The sequence below is a fragment of the Pseudomonas sp. genome (genome assembly GCF_050739775.1).
Lineage (GTDB): Bacteria > Pseudomonadota > Gammaproteobacteria > Pseudomonadales > Pseudomonadaceae > Aquipseudomonas.
On sequence record NZ_JBOICA010000006.1, the window covers coordinates 93063 to 112292 of the forward strand.

Below are 19230 nucleotides of genomic sequence, written 5' to 3' on the forward strand. Positions count from 1 at the left end.
TCAGTTCACCTCGGCCAACCACTCCAACTCAACTGGTTTACCCGCCGCTGGCAGTCTGGAAACATCCACACCATGGCACCGGTCAACGTGCGAGCGGGTGGTGAATGCCGCCGGCCAACGCACGACAAGCGCCTGTACTTGCGCCTCCTCCAGCATCGCTATGCCCGCGTTGAGCATCTGCGCCATCGGCGTCCAGACCACCAGCAGGCCTGCTTCGGCCGCTTTCAGGCACAGGTCGACATCGGCACCGGCAATTGCCTCCAGGCCCGCGCAATGCTCAAACAGCTCCTTGCGCACCATCAGGCATTCCCCTGAGACTGCCTGGCAACTGCGCACCGCCGCCAGCCCCGGGACCGACTCGGCAGCGTGACGCGACACCCCCAACCACGAACCGCGAACCTGCTGACTGGCGAGCAACTCGTAACCGGCATGGGTAATCATGTCGTCACGACCATACATCTGCACGCCGACCACCCCGACCTCAGGCCGCAACGCCTGGTTGAGCAAGGCTTCAATCCAGGCCGGTGACACCACCTGGCTGCGGGCGGACATCAACAGCAGATATTCACCTCGCGCTTGTAGCGCGGCCTGGTTGATCATCTCGGCGCCAGTCAGGCCCTGCTCGCAGGACAGCAATCTGATCCGCCCGCCCAGCCCCTGAATACTGGCGATCCGGGCGGCAACCGACTCGGCGTTGGCCGTGTCACTGACTACAAGCACTTCGTAATGGGTGTAACGCGTGCGCTGGACAATGCTGGCCAGGCACGCCTGAAGCTGTGCAAGATCCTCACCGGCGGGCAGCAGTACGCTGACTTGCGGCGTCGCCGGATGGCGGAAGTCGATCTGGAATGCGCCATCCTCCGCCACATTGACCTGACCACGATACCCGAGGGTGGTCAGATGACGCTTGAGCGTACTCAGCGCATCGGCGCCCATTGTCTCAGGGGCTTGCTGGCCGACGACCAGGTATTCATCCAGATGTGCCATCCCGGCAATACCGTGCTGCTCGCTCAGCCTGAGTAGCAGATCGAACTCCAACGCCTGGGCACAGGTCTCGCTGTAACCGCCCAACTCGAGCAGCGTCTCGCGGCGTACCAACCAATGCCTGGACATCAGATCGGGGCGATTGCGCAGCAGGTCCAGGTTGCAACCCGGACGGACCACGCTGAGCAGTCGACCTTCGCTGTCACGCTGCACTTCGTTGGCGCAGATCGCCTGGCAAGCTTCGGCCCCACCGAGCTCCACCTGCAGACGCAACAATCCACCGGTGGTCAGCATATCGCCAGCCTGCAGGAGCATCAGCCAGTCGCTGGACAGCTGTCGGCTGACCTGGTTGAGGTGAGCGATCAGATTGCCCGGCGTCACTTTGATAAAGTGCAGCGTATCTTTGGCCGTGGTGATCGCCGGCAGTTCGCCCACCTTCAACACCACGATCTTGAAGTCACGCAGGCCGCTGGCCAGCAGACTGTCGAAGGTAGCCTGCAGGGCACTGTCGCTGTTGTCCAGGTCGACAACCAGGAACGCAATCTGCGGCGAACGCTTTTTCGCCAGGTGGGCTAGAACGCGCTGGCGCGCAGCGCTATCCGGCGTCGCAGCGGCAATAGCTGCGATCACCTTGCCAGACGGCGTGGCCTCCAGCAGTGGCTGGATATCGGAACCCTGCAAGTCATTGAGTTGCTCAAGCCAGAACCTCAGCTCCTCGGCCAATACCAAATCATCCTTGCCGTTCAGCGTGTCAACCAGACGCTGGCAAACCTGGCGATTGAACAAGCCCAGCGCGAACGCTTGCCAGTAGCGCTCTTTGAGACTATCCACGGTGTCGTTGGGGTGAACCGCCATCAACGCCTGCTGGCGTACCCAGACACCCTCCAACGCTGAACTGTGGACCCGCCCGGCTGGCCAGCCGTGAACAAGGAACTCCAGCGCACGCAACTGCCCGAACAGGGCGGCGTTGTAGTAGGGCATCTCGACGAACTGACGCGGTTCAAAGGTACGCTCCGGCTCGACCGAAACCTTGGCCCAGTGCGAGCGGAACAACAAGGGAGCATCATGACTGTCGTGGGTTTTACGCACGAAAGCGCTGAGCGCGTCGAACCCCTTGGCGTCAGCGCACAGCTGCCCATGCTCGGCATCCCACTGACGGAGCAGACTGATGGCGCGATTCAGTTGCTCTTCGTGCATGACCTGCGAGCCGCGCTGCGCAGAGTGCTCGGCGATGACGCCAGTCTGCGCCAGAACCTTGACCGCTCCCTGGGCCAACAGCCCGTAGGAAACAGCCACGCTCCAGCCTTCGAACGGCAGGTCCAGGGGCGCGTCACGCACCACGGCCTTCAATGCCTCAACCCGAACCACGGCTCGCCAGGCGTGCAAACCATGCTCGCCATGTAGCTGGATGCGCTCACGGCCACTGTTGGCACTGGCGCTGCCAGGGAGCGCCGAGCCGATCTTGTAGTAACCGACGTCACTGTTACCAGGACGATAACCGAGGGTATACCCCTGAGCCATCAGGTACTGCGGAGCAACACGTAGCGCCTGCACGGCTGCAACGGCCGCATCCACCAGGAGAAAATCGCAGTCCAGTGTCAGTACTGTAAAAGGCGTGTCCACCTGGTCCAGCGTCGCCAGCAACTGCGCCTGCCAGGCATGGGCAGTGGCCCCTTGCATCGATGCCTCGACAGTGGCGTAGCGACCAAATCGCGCCCGATAGTAATGAGCCGCACGCCCAGCGTAGCCAGGTTCGTCCCGCCCCAGCAGGATGACAGTGAGATCATCCAGCAATGCCGCCGCCTCGATAGCTTTTTCGCCCATTAGCGCACCTAATTCTCTCGTTGTTCAGGGTCGGCTAGATTGCCGGCCACATTCGTCAATCGGCCAACCAGGCGTTGGCCCAGTGCTGCAGATTGTCCTGGGTCAATACATAGTCACGCAGGACCGCTTCGCGTAGCTGGTCGCCCTGGCGATAGCTGGCCTGAGGATCGGCCAGGTGCATGCGTATTGCTTCCAGCCACTCCAGCGGGGTGTTACCGGCCACCCGCGTGCATGGCAGATAACCCTGGTAGGCCTTGGTATCAGCACAGATCACCGGGAAACCGCACGCCCCGTACTCGAGCAGGCGCAGGTTACTCTTGCAATCGTTGAACAGGTTTACTTCCAGTGGCGCCAACGCCAGGTCCAGATTCAGGCTTGCCAGCTTCTGCGGATAGATATCCAGCGGCACACCGCCATGGAACTCCTTGATATACGGGCGCAGGGACGGCGGGCACATGCCGAAGAACACCCAGTCAACCTCATTGGCCAGTTCCTTGACCACATCAGCGATCAACTCCAGGTCACCGCGATGGCTGGTGCCGCCGGCCCAGCCGACACGAGGCTTGATCGAAGTCTGGCGGCGGCTTTGCAGATCCAGCCAAAGATGCGGGGCCAGCATGTTCGGCACGACACGGATGTCATGATGCATATCGGACAGAGCGTCGGCCAATGGCTGGGTCGATACCACCAGCCGGTCACACAGGGCGATGCCCCGGGTGACCAGATCTCGCATATTGGTCGGCAGGTTGCGTGCGTGATCGTTCTTCTTTGGCACATCAAGGATGTAATCATCGATTTCGTAGATGCGCCGGGCCCCGGAGTAGCGCTTGATACGCTCGAACACGTCGATCGAACTGCTCATGTAGCGACACTGCAGGATGATCGTGTCGGGCTTATCGCGCTCCAGCTCAATGGTGCCAGGCGTGGAGTAGTGCACCCGCCCTTGGACCCAGCCCGCCTTCTCCAGCTCAATGAACGGTTGCCTCACCCGATAATGACCAACAGCCGAAGTGTTGATGGGTAGCGCCAGGACAAAGGGTACCGCCCGGCTGATGAACGGATCCCAGCCGTTGCGCAAGCCCGGGTCGATGTTGAAGCTGGACATCTTCAGGCTGAGGTTGCGGTTGTAGGCCGGATCATTAGCGACACGGGGCAGCCAGCGATCATAAAAGGCATCCTGGTCGCGCTGTGGTTGAGCGAGCCCAGGCAGATCCTGGGCGGGCAAGCGAGCCACCAGGGCAAACGGCGTCCAGACCACCAGATAGCCGTGATCACGCACTTTCAGGCAGAAATCGGCATCAAACAACGCGTGCTGGTAAGCCTGCTCGTCCATGCCGGCAAGGTCATCGTAGACACTGCGGCGCACCAACAGGCAATCGAGGCTCACAGCACTCCAGTTCTGCACTACGCTCAGGCGGTTCATGTACCCACCGACGCCGACCTTCTGGCCAATGAACGGGCTACCCGCCGGGCCGTGCAAGCCCAACACCAGCCCGGCACCCACCACAGCACCGTCGCTGTTGCACAATTTCGGACCTACTACGCCGACTTCCGGGCGCTGGGCTTGACTCATCAGCTCACTCAACCACTGACCGTCAAAAATCATGCAACTGACGTCGAGTAGCAGTAAGTAGCTGCCTCGGGCATGGGCAGCAGCCCGGTTGAACAGAACAGGCCCCGCCGGGGCATCGACTTCGATGATCCGTAGTTGCTCGCTGCCCAGTCCGCGCATCGCCGTACACCAGCCTTGCAACGCTGCCGGCTCATCGCCGCGGGTGACCACCAGCACTTCGTAATGGCTGTAAGCGGTGTGTTCGAAGATCGACTCCACACAGCGCAACAAGGTTGGCAAATCCTGGCCCGCGGCAATGATGATCGACACCGCTGGCGTATCGGCATGCTGGTAATTGACACGCGACAACAGCGTGCCCTCGGCGCTGCTCAACTCGGCCGCCACCCCCAGGCGCTGCAAGTGCGCCCGCAGGATCCGTGGGGCCTGGGTCACACAGACTGGGTCAATCAACCAGTCAGCGTAGCTGACCTGACACTGCACCAGCAGTTCGCTGACGTGCTCGACCACGTGCAAGCCATGGGTTTCAACCAAGCGCCAGAGCAGATCATGGGGGGCCAATGCACCGAACTCGATGTCAAAACCACCCAATTCGAGCAACCGCGTGCGCTCGAAAGCCAGCATGCGCCCAACGAAGGGATAACTGCGCATCAGGTCAAGGTTGAAATCCGCCTTGAAGATCGGCTGACCTGCCTGCAGGTTGTCGTTGGCCCCCTCATCGGTGTACAGGCACAGTCGGTCCGTGCGCAAGGCCATGCGCTCGGCCATGATCACCAGGGCATGTTCATGCGGGCGATCACCGGCCTGCAGCAGGAAAACCCAGTCGGCACTGTGCTCATGCGCCAGGCGCTCATTGAGCTGCGCGAAGCCGTCACCGCGCAGAGCAAGCAACTGCACTCCTGCTCGCGATGCCGGTGCCTGCGCGTTCGTCAGGACCCAGACTTCATTGGCGGCATACGACTGGGCCGCCAGGCTTTCCAGGGTAGCCTTGAGCGCCTGGGCGTCGCCCTTGGGGTCGAAGACCACCGGGACAATGCGCGGACGGCTCGGCCACTGCTCGATGCGTTTGGGCAGCAGTTGCACCTGCGCCGGCGACAGGGTCCGGCACTCCAGCCATTGTTCGTAGAGTTCGGCGAAGCTCCGGCTCTGGCTACCCACCTGTTGTTCGAAGTTGGCTAACTGTCCGAAATACAACCGCGCCAGTTCGAATTCCTGCCAGTCCTTCTCCTCGCCTTCGCTGTAGCGTTCAATCGGCAAGTAACGAACCCAGCCTGTAGCCGGTGCCGCCTCGTTGGTACGCGACGCGAGCATCTGCACCAACCACTCTGTTTCATTCGGCGCGGCCAGAATCATGCTGGTGTGGTGGCTCAAACGAGCCGGGTGCACACGCTCCAGGCTGAGCATGTCTTTCAGATAGGCCAGGTGACCACGACGCAACAGGCAGATGTACAAGGCCAGGTCCAGGCGCGCGCAGAAGCCCTGCCCGTCCTGAACCAGCTCTGCCAGGTACTCCTGCACCTGAGCGCGGCGGAACAGGGAGTGACTGATGCCACCAAACAAATTCGGTGCCTTGGCGGCGAGGACTTCCAGCAGGTCACCGCCATTGAGCACCGCGCTGACCGGTGCGATCACCCAGTTGTCCGGACGCGATGGCAACAGCGTGTCGTCCGCAGCACAGATCAGTCGATGGCTGACGACCATGCTCACATCCGGGCAATCGACCAGTGTCTGCGCCTGCTGGCGAATACAGCTTTCAATCAGCCAGTCATCATCGCAAAGGAATTTGATGAAGGTGCCTGTGGCGTGCTCGAGGCACATCAGCAGGTTGCGCGCAAAGCCCAGGGTGACAGGGTTGCGCACATAGCGCAGTTCACAGCGCGCCTCTACGGCCAACTCATCGACAATGGCCTTGATCTCGTCCCCCGGACTATCGTCGCAGACGATGACTTCAAGACTGGGGTAGCCCTGGGACATCGCGCTGAACAATGCCCGTCGAAAGAACGCTGGGCTGAAGGCAGGGATGGCGATACTGACGAGAGGCTGTTGGTTCACAATGGAGGACCTGGCGGGGACCCGGGTGACGCCTGGCGTCATCCGGGTCGGTAAAACAATGAAAAACCGTCAGAGACGGTTGAACAGGCTCAGCGAGGAGATCTTGGTGAACGCCAGCTGCGAAGCCTGCAACATGGTCTGCTGCAGGTTGAGGCGGATCAGTACTTCAGCCGGATCGGCATCGCGGATCGAGCCCTGGGTCTTGGTGTTGGCCATTTTCAGGCTTTCGTTGGTTTCAGCCTGGACATCCAGCGCCGCACCGCGGGCACCAATGGAACTGATGGATTCGGCGATCTTGTTGGCACCGCTTTCCAGGTTGCCGATAGCCGAATCCAGTGCGGCCTGGTACTTCTGCCGCGAGGCCAGGTCGTTGTCGACCGGCATTTCCAGCGCCTTGCGGAATCCGGAGAGGGTGTCGAGGATATTCTGGTTCTGGTGGGTATCGACCTTGACCGAAAACTGATCGCCGCTCGCAGGTGGCGAGGAAAAGTTGAAATCGACACCGGCGATGGTGGCGTTGGTGGCCGGTACGCCGGTCAGCACGCCGCTGGCAACCGGACGCGCATCAGGCCCCATGGGCTGGGCATAGAGCTCATAGTTCGTGGCGCTGGTGAACTTGATGATCGCGCCACCACCTGGGAAGGCATCACGATACTTCGCCAGATCGCTGATGCTGGCAGTACTGATCTGCGACAACGAGGGGTTGCCGGGGCTACGCGAGCCGCTAACCTCATCAGGCTTGGAGGACAGGGTGAACGTGTGACCGGCGATTACCGGATCCGGGTTGGCCTTGTCAGCGTCCTGGAGATTGATGTTCAGGCGCATTTCAACACCACGAAAGGTGATGTCGGCAGGCTTGCTCGGATCGAAAGTACCACCGCCGGTGGCTTCGAGGGTCACGTCATTGTTGGCCGCGTCGGTAATCTTGTATTGGGTGCTGCTGGTGAAAGTGATGGTGTATGGCTCACCACCGCGGAAACGGTCGTTGTACTGGGTGCTGCCGGAGACCTGGCCGTTGGACAGGCTGACCCGTCCATCATCTACCAGCGGGAGGGTCAGCGCAGTCTGGCTACGGCTGGTGTTGAGCGCTTGCTCGAACACCTCATAACCGCTTTCGTTGGTGGCCATGCTGAGCATATCGCCAACCTGCAGGCTCAGATTGCTCTGGTCACCCTTATAGGTGTAGGTACCGTCGGCATTGCGCACATAAGGCGGGGTATCGCCACGCGAGCCGGAGAAGATGTACTTACCATTCTCGTCACGGCTGTTCATCAGACTGTAGAGCTGCTCTTCGAGCTGGGCCAACTCCTGGGCATTGGCCTTGCGGTCGGCGTTGGTGTAACCACCGTTACCGGCGGTGATGGCCAGTTCCTTGGCCCGCGCCAGGATGTTGGTGATGCCATTGAGCGTCGACTCGGATGTACCCAGGCTGTTGCGCACATTGGTGATGTTGCCATTGTACTGATCGATCAGGTTGCTCTGCTGCTGCAACTGCAACAGGCGCGCCGCGCCTACCGGATCATCAGCGGCAGTACGCACGCGAATGTTGTCACTGGCCTGCTGACCGGTCTTCACCACGTTGGCAAAGTTGCGCGAATAGTTCGAGGCACTGGTTTGGTAGAACTGGGAAGTAGAAATACGCACGGTCTACCACTCCTTAAAGGGCATTGATCAGCGTGGAGAAGATTTCCTGCGCCGCCTTGATGATCTGCGACGAGGCCGTGTAGTACTGCTGGTACTTGATCAGGTTGCCGGCTTCTTCATCGAGCTGGACACCCGACAGCGAATCGCGCGAAGCCTTGGCCGAGGTGTGCAATGCCGTGGTCGAATCCACATCCATCTGCGCCTGGGCAGTCTTGCCGCCGACTTTCTCCACCAGTTTGCCGTAGGCGTCGGTGAGGCTGATGCCCTTGCCGTTGGCTCCGACTTCAACCGTACCCTTGGTCTGCAGGTCGATTACCGCCTGGCCGTTGCGGTTGTTGTCCGAACCCGCGCCGGTCATGCCGATGGTGTAGTTGTCACCTGCCTTGGGCGAACCGGATACCGTCATCTCGAAGGTGAAGGACTTCTGGTTACCGCTGGCATCGTTGATCGGCGCCCCGGTAGAGTCGACCATCGGCACCGAAAACTGCAGCTTGTTGCTCTGACCCGGAATGATCGTGCCAGAGCCCAGTGGGTCGCCCTTGGCGTCAAGCAGTTTGTAAGTCTGCGGGATGGTTTTTTCATCACCGAACACCAGCTTCACCGGTGTCGAATACTTCAGGCCATTCTGCAGATCCAGGCGCTGGGCCGGATCGTAGATATCCATGACCGAGGTCAGGTCAGGCTGACTGATGATACCGGTGCCCTTGTTGCCCGAACCGCTGGTAGCGGTCAACGGCGATGCCAGCGCCAGGCGCTTGGGGTCAGTGAGTACGGTGTCCACGTTGCTGGCGGCACTGCGGGTCGGGGTGATCTTGAAGCTGTCACCGGCGCTCAGGCCACCGCCATTGAGCTTGAGGGTAAAGCCGTCGATGACCGGCGCCGGGTTGTCAGTGAGATCGAAGCTGCCCATGCTGGTACCTTCCGGCAGCTTCTTGACGCTGTAGCCGGTGGCGCTGGTGAACGTCACCTGATAATCGCTGGCGGTCAGCTTGCCGGTGTCCTTGATGGTCACATCGAGGTTGCCGGAGCCGACGCTGTTGCCGGATTGGGCAATACTGCGCTGGCTGATTTGCTCGGGGCTGTTGATGTTGCCGAACAAGGCTGCGCCAAACTCGCCATTCTTGTCGATACCCTGGGCCAGCTGACGGTTGATCTGATCGGCCATGACCAGGGCCACGCGCCCCAGCTCATTAAGCGACGGATCCAGTACTTCGCTGCGATAGCGCAGCAGGCCGCCGATCTCTCCACCCTTGAGGCTGGAGGTGACGTCCATGACCGTGGTGCCACGGTTGAGCTGGATGCTGACGCGGGTCGGGTCGTTCTTGCTCGGCACGGTCTGCAGGGTGTTGATGGTCTTGCCCATCACCAGCGGCTGGCCGTTCTCCAGGTAGATATCAAGATTGCCTTCACGCTCGACCACTTGGGCACCGACCAGCTCGGACAACTGGCGCACCGCTTCGTTGCGCTGGTCGAGCAGCTCGTTCGGGGTGCCCTGCACCGCCGCCACTCGGGAGATCTGGTCGTTGTACTGGGCAATGGTCGCCGACAGCTTGTTGACCTGTTCGGCCATCGAGGCCAGGTTGCCATTGATGTTGCTGTTCTGTTCGTTGAGCTGGTTGGCGATGGTGTTGAAGCGCTTGCTCAGCGACTGGGCACTGGTCAGCAGCAACTGGCGCGAAGCATCCTCGTTGGGCTTGGCCGCCGCGCTTTGCATGGCGGTGAAGAAACTCTTCAAGGCGCCGGTAATGCCGGTATCGGCCTCGGACAGCAGGTTGTCGATCGGCGCGACCTGCTTGAGGTACGCCGCCGCATCGCTGCTCAGCGAGGTGGTGGTACGCAACTGGTTTTCCAGGTAGGCGTTATATACCCGGCGCACATCGGACAGGGTGGTGCCGGTGCCGATAAACACGTGGCCATACTGCTGGGAGCCATTGGCCCGCTGCACGTTCTGCTGGCGCGAATAACCAGCGACATCGGCATTGGTAATGTTGTTACCCGTGGTGTGCAGGCCCGACTGACTGGCGTTGAGCCCCGACATCCCGATGTTGATCAAACTCGCCATGGTTCAAACCTTATAGTTGCGTAGTAGTGCCAATCGCTGCGTAGCTTTCGTAGGATTTCATTTGCTTGGCGATCTGCGAGATCTTGCTCGCGTAATCCGGATCGGTTGCGTAACCGGCCCGCTGCAGCTCGCGTACAAACTGTTCCGGTTTATCGGCCGCCTCGAGCGCTTCTTTATAGCGGGCGTTGTTCTGCAACAGGCTCACCAAGTCATGGAAACTGTCCTGGTAGGAGTCGTAGGAACGGAACGCCGCCGTCTCCTTGACGAACTGACCATCACGAAACTCGCTGGTGATTGCCCGCGCCTGTTCGCCCTGCCAGTTGCCGGTAGCCTTGATGCCAAACAGGTTATGGCTGCTGCGACCATCGTCCTGACGCATGACCGACTTGCCCCAACCGGTTTCCAGAGCGGCCTGAGCCACCAGGTAGCGGGGGTCGATGCCGATGCGCTTGGCGGCCTGTTCGGCCATCGGCAGCATGGTGGCGACAAAATCGTCCGAAGAACTGAAGGCCCGCTTGGCCGGTGCCAACGGCGGCTGGGCCATGGCGCGACCATAAATGCGCAGGTTGCCCGGCGCAGCAAAGGCTTGCGCCGGCTGCCAGTCACCCTTGACCACAGCGTCGCCGGCAAGGGTCGAGCGCCCGGGGATTGGTGTAGTGTTGGTCGTGGCCGGCACACCGCCAGCCGCCGGCACCAGCCCTGCCAGCAAGCGATCGGTGAGCTTGCCCGGCAACGCCAGACGACGTGAGTTGAGCGCTGCCACATCATTGCGCGTGACGGCAGTTTCCTGCGGCTGCTCGGCCACCCCCACCGCTGTCGCGCCCAGTGGCCGCGGTTGAATATCGAAGCGCGGGAACGGGCTGCTGTTGCTCACAGACGCCACTTTCTGCTTGGACAGCTGACGCATCAGCACCTCCTGCAGACCGATGCCACCACCTTCGCGGGACATGCTCACCGCCAACTGCTGGTCATACATCTGCTGGTACTGCTTGGTGGTCTCAGTGTTGAGCGGATTGTCCTTGGCCAGCACATCGCTGGCCGAACGCATCGATTTGAGCATCTCGTTGAGAAACAGCGACTCGAATTCCTGGGCCACCTTACGCAGATTGGCCTCGTTATCGCGGTCACCGACCTTCAGCGAGCTGAGCCGGTTGAGGTCGGTGTAAGCACCGCTGTCAGCCATGGAGGCCACTGGGTTTTTCGGCATTTCCATGCGCCAGTCCTCAGATCACGATCAGGTCGGCCTGGAGGGCGCCGGCCTGCTTCAGGGCTTCGAGGATCGCCATCAGGTCACTGGGGGCCGCTCCCACCTGGTTCACCGCACGGACGATTTCATCCAGGGTGGTACCCGGGCCGAATTTGAACATCGGCTTGGCTTCCTGCTCGGCGTTGACCCGTGAGCGTGGTACCACGGCGGTCTCGCCATTGGAAAACGGCCCCGGCTGGCTGACGATCGGGTCTTCGGTAATGGTCACGGTCAGGCTGCCGTGGGTAACGGCAGCCGGCGACACCTTGACGTTCTGGCCAATGACGATGGTACCGGTACGCGAGTTGATGATGACCTTGGCCACCGCCTGGCCCGGATCGATCTCCAGGTTTTCGAGGATCGACAGGTAATCGACCCGCTGGCTTGGATCGAGCGGTGCGGTCACCCGCACCGAGCCACCGTCCAGGGCCTGGGCCACACCTGGACCGAGCAGTTCGTTGACCTTGTCGACGATACGCTTGGCGGTGGTGAAGTCCGGCCGATTGAGGTTCAGGGTCAGGCTGTTGCCCTGATTGAAACCACTGGGCACGGCACGCTCTACCGAGGCACCACCGGGGATGCGCCCCGCTGACGGCACGTTGACGGTGATCTTCGAGCCGTCGCGACCTTCGGCGTCAAAGCCGCCGACCACCAGGTTACCCTGGGCGATCGCATAGACGTTGCCGTCGATACCCTTGAGCGGCGTCATCAACAAACTGCCGCCGCGCAGGCTCTTGGAGTTACCAATCGAGGACACGGTGATGTCTACCACCTGCCCCGGCTTGGCGAACGCCGGCAGGTCGGCATGCACCGAGACCGCAGCGACGTTCTTGAGCTGCACATTGCCCGAGCCCTCCGGCACCTTGATGCCGAACTGGGACAGCATGTTGTTGAAGGTCTGCAGGGTAAACGGCGTCTGGGTGGTCTGGTCACCCGTGCCGTTGAGCCCCACCACCAGGCCGTAGCCGATCAGCTGGTTGGCACGCACGCCGGAAATGCTGGCAATGTCCTTCAGGCGTTCGGCCTGCGCGGCAAACGCGGTGGACATCAGGAGCGCGGCGGTGATCAGCTGCTTGAAGTTGAACATGGTCATCCGAACCTAGAAAGGCCAAAGCGGGCTGATGAAGAAACGGTCGAGCCAACCCGGCTGGCTGGCATCGGCAAAGGAGCCGGTTCCCGAATAGGTGATACGCGCATCGGCAACCCGGGTCGAAGGCACGGTGTTGTCGGTGGCAATGTCGTCGGCGCGAATCATGCCGGCGATGCGCACCAGTTCGTCACCCGTGTTGAGGGTCAGCCACTTCTCACCGCGCACGGCAATAATGCCATTGGGCAACACATCGGCAACAGTCACGGTGATCGAGCCCGTCAGGCTGTTGCCCTGCCCGGCCTTGCTGTCGCCCTTGGTCGCACGGTCACCGCTGTAGCCGGCACTCAGGCTCAGGTCACCCTCGCCGAACGGGTTGTTAGTGGTCATGGAGGACCCGAACAACGAGGTCAGGCCGATATCGGCCTTGCTGTTCTTGGCGATCTGCGAGTTGGCGTTCTTGCTTGCCTGGGTACGCTCGTTGAGGGTGATGGTGATGATGTCACCGACCCGGAATGCCTTGCGGTCGCTGTACAGGTTCTGGTCGAAACCGGCCTGGTAGATCGAGCCGTTGTTGGCCGCCGCCGGCAGTGGCGTGCGCGGCAATACCGGCGCGTAGTACGGATCATTGGGCTTGGGCGTCGGCGCAACGCAGCCGGCCAGCACGCTGATCCCACTCAGGGCAAGTACGTAAAACAAACGACTCATGACTCTGACCTCACGGTGTAACACGCACTGTTCAAGCGACCTCGAAGACTTCACTTACAGGTTCTGGGTAACGAACGAAAGCATCTGGTCGGCAGTGGAAATGACCTTGGAGTTCATCTCGTAGGCACGCTGGGTGGTGATCATGTTGACCAACTCTTCCACGGTGCTGACGTTGGAGTTTTCCAGGGTCTGCTGCTGGACCACACCGAAACCGTTCAGGCCCGGCGTGCCGACTTGTGGCGCACCGCTGGCCGCGGTTTCCAGGAACAGGTTGCCACCCACTGCCTGCAGGCCGGCAGGGTTGATGAAGTCGGCAGTCTGGAGGTTGCCGATGACCTGCGCCGCCGGGTTGCCTGCGGTGGTGATCGAAACGGTGCCATCACGGCCTACGGTGAACGTCTGCGCCTCAGGCGGAACGACGATGGCGGGCTCCAGGGCGAAACCGCTGGCGGTGACGATCTGGCCGTCGGAGTTCAGGTGAAAGGTACCGTCACGGGTGTAGGAGACGGTGCCATCGGGCTGCAGGATCTGGAAGAAACCGCGGCCGTCGACGGCCATGTCCAGCGGGTTCTCGGTGGTCTGCAGGCTACCGGCGTTGAAGTTTTTCTGGGTGCCGACAATGCGTACACCGGTACCCAGCTGCAGGCCCGAAGGCAGCTCGCTGTCCTGGGTCGACTGGGCGCCTGCCTGGCGACGGGTCTGGTACAGCAAGTCCTGGAACTCGGCACGATCACGCTTGAAACCGGTGGTCGAGACGTTGGCCAGGTTGTTGGAAATGGTGGTCAGGTTCATGTCCTGAGCGGACAGACCGGTTTTACTGACCCAAAGAGCCGGAAGCATGCTGTTCTCCTCGCGCGCCTGTTTTACGGCGCTACGTCTGTGTAATTAGCCGATTTGCAAAACCCGAGCCATGGCTTCGTCGCCTTCCTTGGCCGTGGTCATCATCTTGATGTGCAGTTCGAATTGACGCGACAGCGCCAGCACCGAGGTCATTTCCTCGACGGCGTTGACGTTACTGGTCTCAAGGAAACCCGACACCAGCTTGACGTTGGCGTCGGCCACCGCCGGCTGGCCATTGCTGGTGTGGATCAAGCCGTCCAGGCCTTTGCTCATGGTCTTGAGGTCGGGGTTGACCATCTTGATCCGGTCGACTTCGGCCATTACCCGCGGCCCCTCGCCCATGGCGCGGATGCTGATGGTGCCGTCTTCACCGACCTCGACTTTCTGCTCCGGCGGCACGGCAATCGGCCCACCGTTGCCCATGATCGGCATGCCGTTACCGGCACGCAGTACACCCAGGGCATCGATGTTCATGCTCGCGGTACGCACATAGGCTTCGCTGCCATCAGGCGCTTGCACGGCGATAAAGCCGTCGCCACCAATGGCTACGTCGAGGTCGCGCCCGGTTTCCAACATCGACCCCGGCGAAAAATCCGTCGCCGGCCGCTCGGTCATGGCATAGGCACGCGCCGGAAAGCTGTCGCCGAATACCGGCATCGAGCGCGCCTGCTCCAGGTCACGCTGAAAACCGGTGGTGGAAATATTCGCCAGGTTGTTGGCATGAGCCTTCTGCGCCAGCGCGTTCTGGCTGGCACCGGTCATGGCCACGTACAGCATCTTGTCCACAGTATTCCTCCCCTGCGCTGGCGAACACTTGCCGTTCGCCGCTGCTTTGCAGTGCATGTAGCAAGTTTCAAACCAACTTTGCAGAAGTGGCTAAAAGCCCCGTCAGGCAAGGGCCTGATCGCCACACAAAAATGCGAGAGGCAGAAACGCCGTCGAAATTACGGCGCCAGCTTGCCGCTAGCGGCAAGACTCAGTAGTCGCGGCACGCCGCGTTGTTGAAGGGACCGGCAAAACGCTTCCAGCCATCGCCCGGAGAAAACTGGGCACAGACCAGACGCCCATCGGCCTGGCTTTCCCAACGGTACCAAGGCGCGGCATCAGCCCTGACCTGAGTCATCAGCAACACCGCGAACACGGCCAGCGCCACTCGTCGCAACATGATCGATACCTTTGAAATAAAAGACCCCTTCCGAGAAAGGGGCCTGTCCACGACTAACGCCTCACACCGCTATCAGGTCATCTGAATGATGGTCTGCATGATGGTGCTCTGGGTGGAGATGGTCTTGGCGTTCGCCTGGTAATTACTCTGCGCCTTGATCAGCTCGACCAGCTCGTTGGTCAGGTTGACGTTGGAAGCTTCCAGCGAGTTGGAGGCGATGGCGCCCAGCGTGCCGGTCTTCGGCGCATCGATACCCGGGATGCCCGAGGCGTAGGTTTCAGTCCAGCGCGTCCCCCCCATCGGCTGCAGGCCCTGTTCGTTGGCGAAGGAGGCAATAGCGACCTGACCAATAGCGCGCGATTGCTGGTTGCTGAAGCTGGCAAACATCACACCGCTGCCGTCGATACTCAAGCTCGACAGGATACCGGTAGCGTAACCGTCCTGACTTTGCGACAAGCGCGTGGTCGGGGTGTTGTAGGAGGTGGTCGCAGTCATGTCGATGGCAATGCCACCGGCACTGGCCGCCGAACCATTGGAACCCCAGACCGGAGGCGTGGCGTTTGGATTAGTAACAGTGGCAGGCACCCAACCGGTCAATTTGAAGACCTTGTTCACCACTTCATAGCCCGAACCTGCCGCACCGGCGGTCATGTTCTTGACGCTACCATCGGAGTTGAACTCGATGTTGCCTACCAGCGGCTGCGGTGGCTCCTGAGCGGGATTGAGCGGGTTGCGACCTTCGATCAGGGTGTACGACCTCCAGGTATTGGTACCAGTCTTGACATAGTACTGGTCCATGACGTGCTCGTTACCCTGGCTGTCATAGATCTTGGTGGCGAACGTCTTGTTCCAAGTGGTGTCGTCCTTCGGATTGAAGGTAGTGGCAGCCGGAATGACCTTGTCCGACGAGTTCAGGTTGATACCCTGATCAATGGTGGTGGTGGTCTTTGGCGCCAGCGCCGAAGTGTCGATCTTCAGATCGGTCAGCACACCATTGATAATCTTGCCATTGGCATCCACACCATAACCACGCAGGCGCAGGCCATCAGCCGTGACCACGTAGTTGTCTTTGTTGGTCTGGAAGGCACCGGCGCGGGTATAGCTGAGCGAACCGTTGTCGCTCAGGACGAAAAAGCCCTGCCCCTGGATGCCCATGTCCAGCACGTTGCCGGTGTTGTTGATTTCACCGTTGGTGAACTGCTGCGATACCGAGGCCAGACGCACGCCATTACCGACGCTCTGGCTGCCGACACCCAGCTTGTTGGCCGAGTAGACGTCGGCGAATTCCGCGCGCGACGACTTGAAGCCGGTGGTGGCGACGTTGGCGATGTTGTTGCCGGTCACATCCAGTTGCTTGTTGGCTGCATAGAGACCGCTAAGGCCGATATTGAATGACATCTTTCACTCCTTGTGCCGCGTTAGCCGGCTCTATATACCGATGGTTTGGACTTTGGACAGTGCAATGCTGCCCAGGCCTGCAAGATTGAGCATCATCTCGCCGCCGGTCTTACTGATCGTGACGCTGCTGACCGTGGCGGGCAGCAGGGTGTACATATCCAGCTGCTTGCCCTCAATGGTGGTCTTGGCGGCAAAGGTGTAGGTACCCGGGTCGACCTTCTCACCCGCGTTATTGGTGCCATCCCAGACGAAGGCGGCATTGCCGGCCTTCTGCTCGCCCAGATCGATGGTCTTGACCACCTTGCCATCCTTGCCGGTGATGGTAACGGTGGCGTTGCTCAGCGACTGCGGCACCACCACCGAACCGTTGAAGCTCTTGGTGGTATCGACCACGGCCTTGTCGGTCTGGGCGATCACCGAGCGACCGACCAGAGATGACGCCTGCAGCGCCTGGGACGACTTGTAATTGCCGGAGATTGCAGTCACCGACTCGTTGAGCGAGGTGATGCCTTCCAGGCTACTGAACTGCGCCAGCTGGGCCACGAACTCGCTGTTGTCCTGAGGATCGAGCGGGTTCTGATTGCGCATCTGGGTAACCAGCAACTGCAGGAACGCATCCTTGCCCAGCGTCTGGTTGCCGGTTTTGCTGTTGGTTGCCGAAGCAACGCCGCTGGTGTTGTTGGTCTCGGAGGTTTTCTTGACCGACGCCTTGAGCACGTCGGTCAGGTTTACACCGGCGGTGGTGTCGTTAACGCTTGCCATTGGCTTCGTCCTTTATCACTGACCGAGGGTCAGGACCTTCTGCATCATGGTCTTGGCCGTATTCATCAGCTCGGCATTGGTCTGGAACGAGCGACTGGCAGAGATCATGTCCGCCATTTCCTCGACCACATTGACGTTCGGGTAATAGACATAACCGTCCTTGTTCGCCGCCGGATGGTTAGGTTCATAGCGCGCCTCGAGGTTGCTCTGATCCTCCACCACCCCCAACACCTGGACGCCCTGACCGGCAGCATCCTGATCCTGGAACAACGACTGGCCGACGCCGCCCTGGGCTTGCTGGAAGGTGGTGGCAAACACCGGGTGACGGGCGCGATAGGTCTGATCGATGCTCGATGAGACCGTCTCGGCGTTGGCAATGTTCGAGGCGACGGTGTTCAGACGCGTGGTCTGGGCACTCATGCCGCTACCGGCAATGTTGAAGACACTGGCGAGGGACATGACTTACTCTCCGCGCAGGGCCGATACCAGCCCTTTGAATTTACTGTTGAGCAGCGTGAAGCTGGCCTGAAAGCCCACGGCGTTTTCCGCATAGCTCGATTGTTCGAGTTGGGCATCGACAGTGTTCTGGTCGATCGACGGCTGCATCGGCGTGCGGTACTGCAGGCTTTCGTCAGCCATGCTCAGGCCTTCGGCCTCGATGTGCCGGTTGTTGGTACGATCCAGCGAGAAATGACCCTTGCTGGTTTTCTCCGCCTGGGCCGCCAGGACCGAAGCGAAGTCCATATCACGCGCCTTGTAGTTCGGCGTGTCGGCGTTGGTGATGTTGTTGGCCAGCACTTCGGCACGCTGAGCGCGAAAGCCCAGTGCCTTTTCGTGGATGCCGAGCGCTTTGTCGAAGCTGATGCTCATGTCGGGGAAACCTTCGAAGGTTTTTCGTTGACTGAGCAAGAGCAAGAGCCATGCCAAAAAACAAAGCCCCGTAAATACGGGGCTTTCAGGGCTTTGCCGGTAGCGGCAACGTCAGAAAAGCGGCAAAGGATTTCCGCCGGATGCCGGCAAAGCGGCAATTTGTGGGTGGGCGTTACTTGGCCTGGTAGATGATCCCTGGGCTGCACTGAACCATCTGGTAATGATCCGGCAGGCCATTGAGCGCTTCGGAGGCCCCAAGAAACAGATAACCGCCCGGCTTGAGCGTGCCGTGAATGCGCAGCAGGATGTCTTTCTTGACCTGGGCCGAGAAGTAGATCAACACGTTGCGGCAGAACACGATGTCGAACTTGCCCAGGCTTGCATAGCTGTCGAGCAAGTTGAACGAGCGGAATTCCACACGACTGCGAATCGGTGCCTTGATCGCCCAACGCCCTGGCGCCTTTACATCGAAGTAGCGTTGCAGCCGCTCCTGGGACAAGCCGCGGGCAATAGCCAGGCTGTCATACTCGCCAGACTTGCAGTTATTGAGCATGGCCCCGGACAGGTCGGTGGCAACAATCTGCGCGCCCATCTTCAGCTGGCCGATGTTGCTGCGCTCGAACTCGTCGATAGCCATGGAGATCGAGTACGGCTCCTGCCCCGAGGAGCAGGCGGCCGACCAGATGCGCAGGCGCTGCCCCGGATTGGCCTTGATCTGCTCGGGCAACACCTTGTTTTTCAACACCTCAAAGGGATAGGTGTCGCGAAACCACAGGGTTTCGTTGGTGGTCATGGCATCCACCACCTGCTCGCGCAAACCGCTGCGCGGTTGGCTCTGGATACGTTGTACCAGTTCAGTCAGGGATTTGATGCCCTGCTGCTCCATCAGCTTGTTGAGACGGCTGGAGACCAGGTACTGCTTATTTTCGCCCAGCAAGATGCCACAGGCTTTTTCCAGGAAGACCCGGAACTGTTCGAAATCCAAATTACCCGTAGACAATGATGCCGCCTCTTAAAT

Annotated in this window: 15 protein-coding genes; all 15 read right to left on the minus strand. The window is 60.5% G+C overall.

The genetic code is table 11. From position 1 onward, the window contains the following. The 15 genes from ACRESH_RS05270 to cheR all read right to left on the minus strand — a co-directional run bounded on the left by ACRESH_RS05270 (position 1) and on the right by cheR (position 19212). Positions 1-2808, minus strand: coding sequence for a glycosyltransferase family 2 protein (locus tag ACRESH_RS05270; protein WP_431740969.1), 2808 nt, complete (start codon positions 2806-2808; stop codon positions 1-3). A gap of 55 nt (positions 2809-2863) precedes the next feature. After that, positions 2864-6430: a glycosyltransferase gene (locus tag ACRESH_RS05275; RefSeq protein ID WP_431740970.1), complete on the minus strand. Its 3567-nt coding sequence runs from the start codon at positions 6428-6430 to the stop codon at positions 2864-2866. Between the two features lie 69 nt (positions 6431-6499). After that, positions 6500-8074, minus strand: a complete 1575-nt coding sequence (locus ACRESH_RS05280) for a flagellar hook-associated protein 3 (protein ID WP_431740971.1) — start codon at positions 8072-8074, stop codon at positions 6500-6502. Positions 8075-8087: 13 nt separating this feature from the next. Continuing rightward, positions 8088-10136 (minus strand): flagellar hook-associated protein FlgK, encoded by a 2049-nt coding sequence (gene flgK / locus ACRESH_RS05285; protein ID WP_431740972.1) that lies wholly within the window; start codon positions 10134-10136, stop codon positions 8088-8090. Between the two features lie 10 nt (positions 10137-10146). Next, positions 10147-11349 (minus strand): flagellar assembly peptidoglycan hydrolase FlgJ, encoded by a 1203-nt coding sequence (flgJ, locus tag ACRESH_RS05290; protein WP_431740973.1) that lies wholly within the window; start codon positions 11347-11349, stop codon positions 10147-10149. A 10-nt stretch (positions 11350-11359) separates the two neighbouring features. Then, positions 11360-12469: a flagellar basal body P-ring protein FlgI gene (locus ACRESH_RS05295; RefSeq protein ID WP_431740974.1), complete on the minus strand. Its 1110-nt coding sequence runs from the start codon at positions 12467-12469 to the stop codon at positions 11360-11362. Positions 12470-12481: 12 nt separating this feature from the next. Continuing rightward, a complete protein-coding gene (gene flgH, locus ACRESH_RS05300; protein ID WP_431740975.1) occupies positions 12482-13177 on the minus strand; it encodes a flagellar basal body L-ring protein FlgH in 696 nt (231 codons plus the stop codon). A 54-nt stretch (positions 13178-13231) separates the two neighbouring features. Further along, positions 13232-14017 carry a flagellar basal-body rod protein FlgG gene (gene flgG, locus ACRESH_RS05305; protein ID WP_400172642.1) on the minus strand — a complete coding sequence of 262 codons (786 nt, stop codon included), beginning with the start codon at positions 14015-14017 and terminating at the stop codon, positions 13232-13234. Positions 14018-14062: 45 nt separating this feature from the next. Beyond that, the gene (locus ACRESH_RS05310) at positions 14063-14803 is read right to left on the minus strand and encodes a flagellar basal body rod protein FlgF (protein WP_431740976.1); all 741 of its coding nucleotides are present in this window, start codon (positions 14801-14803) and stop codon (positions 14063-14065) included. Between the two features lie 190 nt (positions 14804-14993). Further along, a complete protein-coding gene (locus tag ACRESH_RS05315) occupies positions 14994-15182 on the minus strand; it encodes a hypothetical protein (RefSeq protein ID WP_431740977.1) in 189 nt (62 codons plus the stop codon). Between the two features lie 72 nt (positions 15183-15254). Beyond that, positions 15255-16580 (minus strand): flagellar hook protein FlgE, encoded by a 1326-nt coding sequence (gene flgE, locus ACRESH_RS05320; RefSeq protein WP_431740978.1) that lies wholly within the window; start codon positions 16578-16580, stop codon positions 15255-15257. Between the two features lie 30 nt (positions 16581-16610). Further along, a complete protein-coding gene (gene flgD / locus ACRESH_RS05325; protein ID WP_431740979.1) occupies positions 16611-17342 on the minus strand; it encodes a flagellar hook assembly protein FlgD in 732 nt (243 codons plus the stop codon). Between the two features lie 15 nt (positions 17343-17357). Beyond that, on the minus strand, positions 17358-17801 hold the full coding sequence (gene flgC / locus ACRESH_RS05330; RefSeq protein WP_400172638.1) for a flagellar basal body rod protein FlgC: 444 nt from the start codon (positions 17799-17801) through the stop codon (positions 17358-17360). Positions 17802-17804: 3 nt separating this feature from the next. After that, on the minus strand, positions 17805-18212 hold the full coding sequence (flgB, locus tag ACRESH_RS05335) for a flagellar basal body rod protein FlgB (RefSeq protein WP_431740980.1): 408 nt from the start codon (positions 18210-18212) through the stop codon (positions 17805-17807). A 172-nt stretch (positions 18213-18384) separates the two neighbouring features. Next, complete coding sequence (cheR, locus tag ACRESH_RS05340) at positions 18385-19212, minus strand: protein-glutamate O-methyltransferase CheR (protein WP_431740981.1); 828 nt, start codon at positions 19210-19212, stop codon at positions 18385-18387. Positions 19213-19230 lie beyond the last annotated feature (18 nt).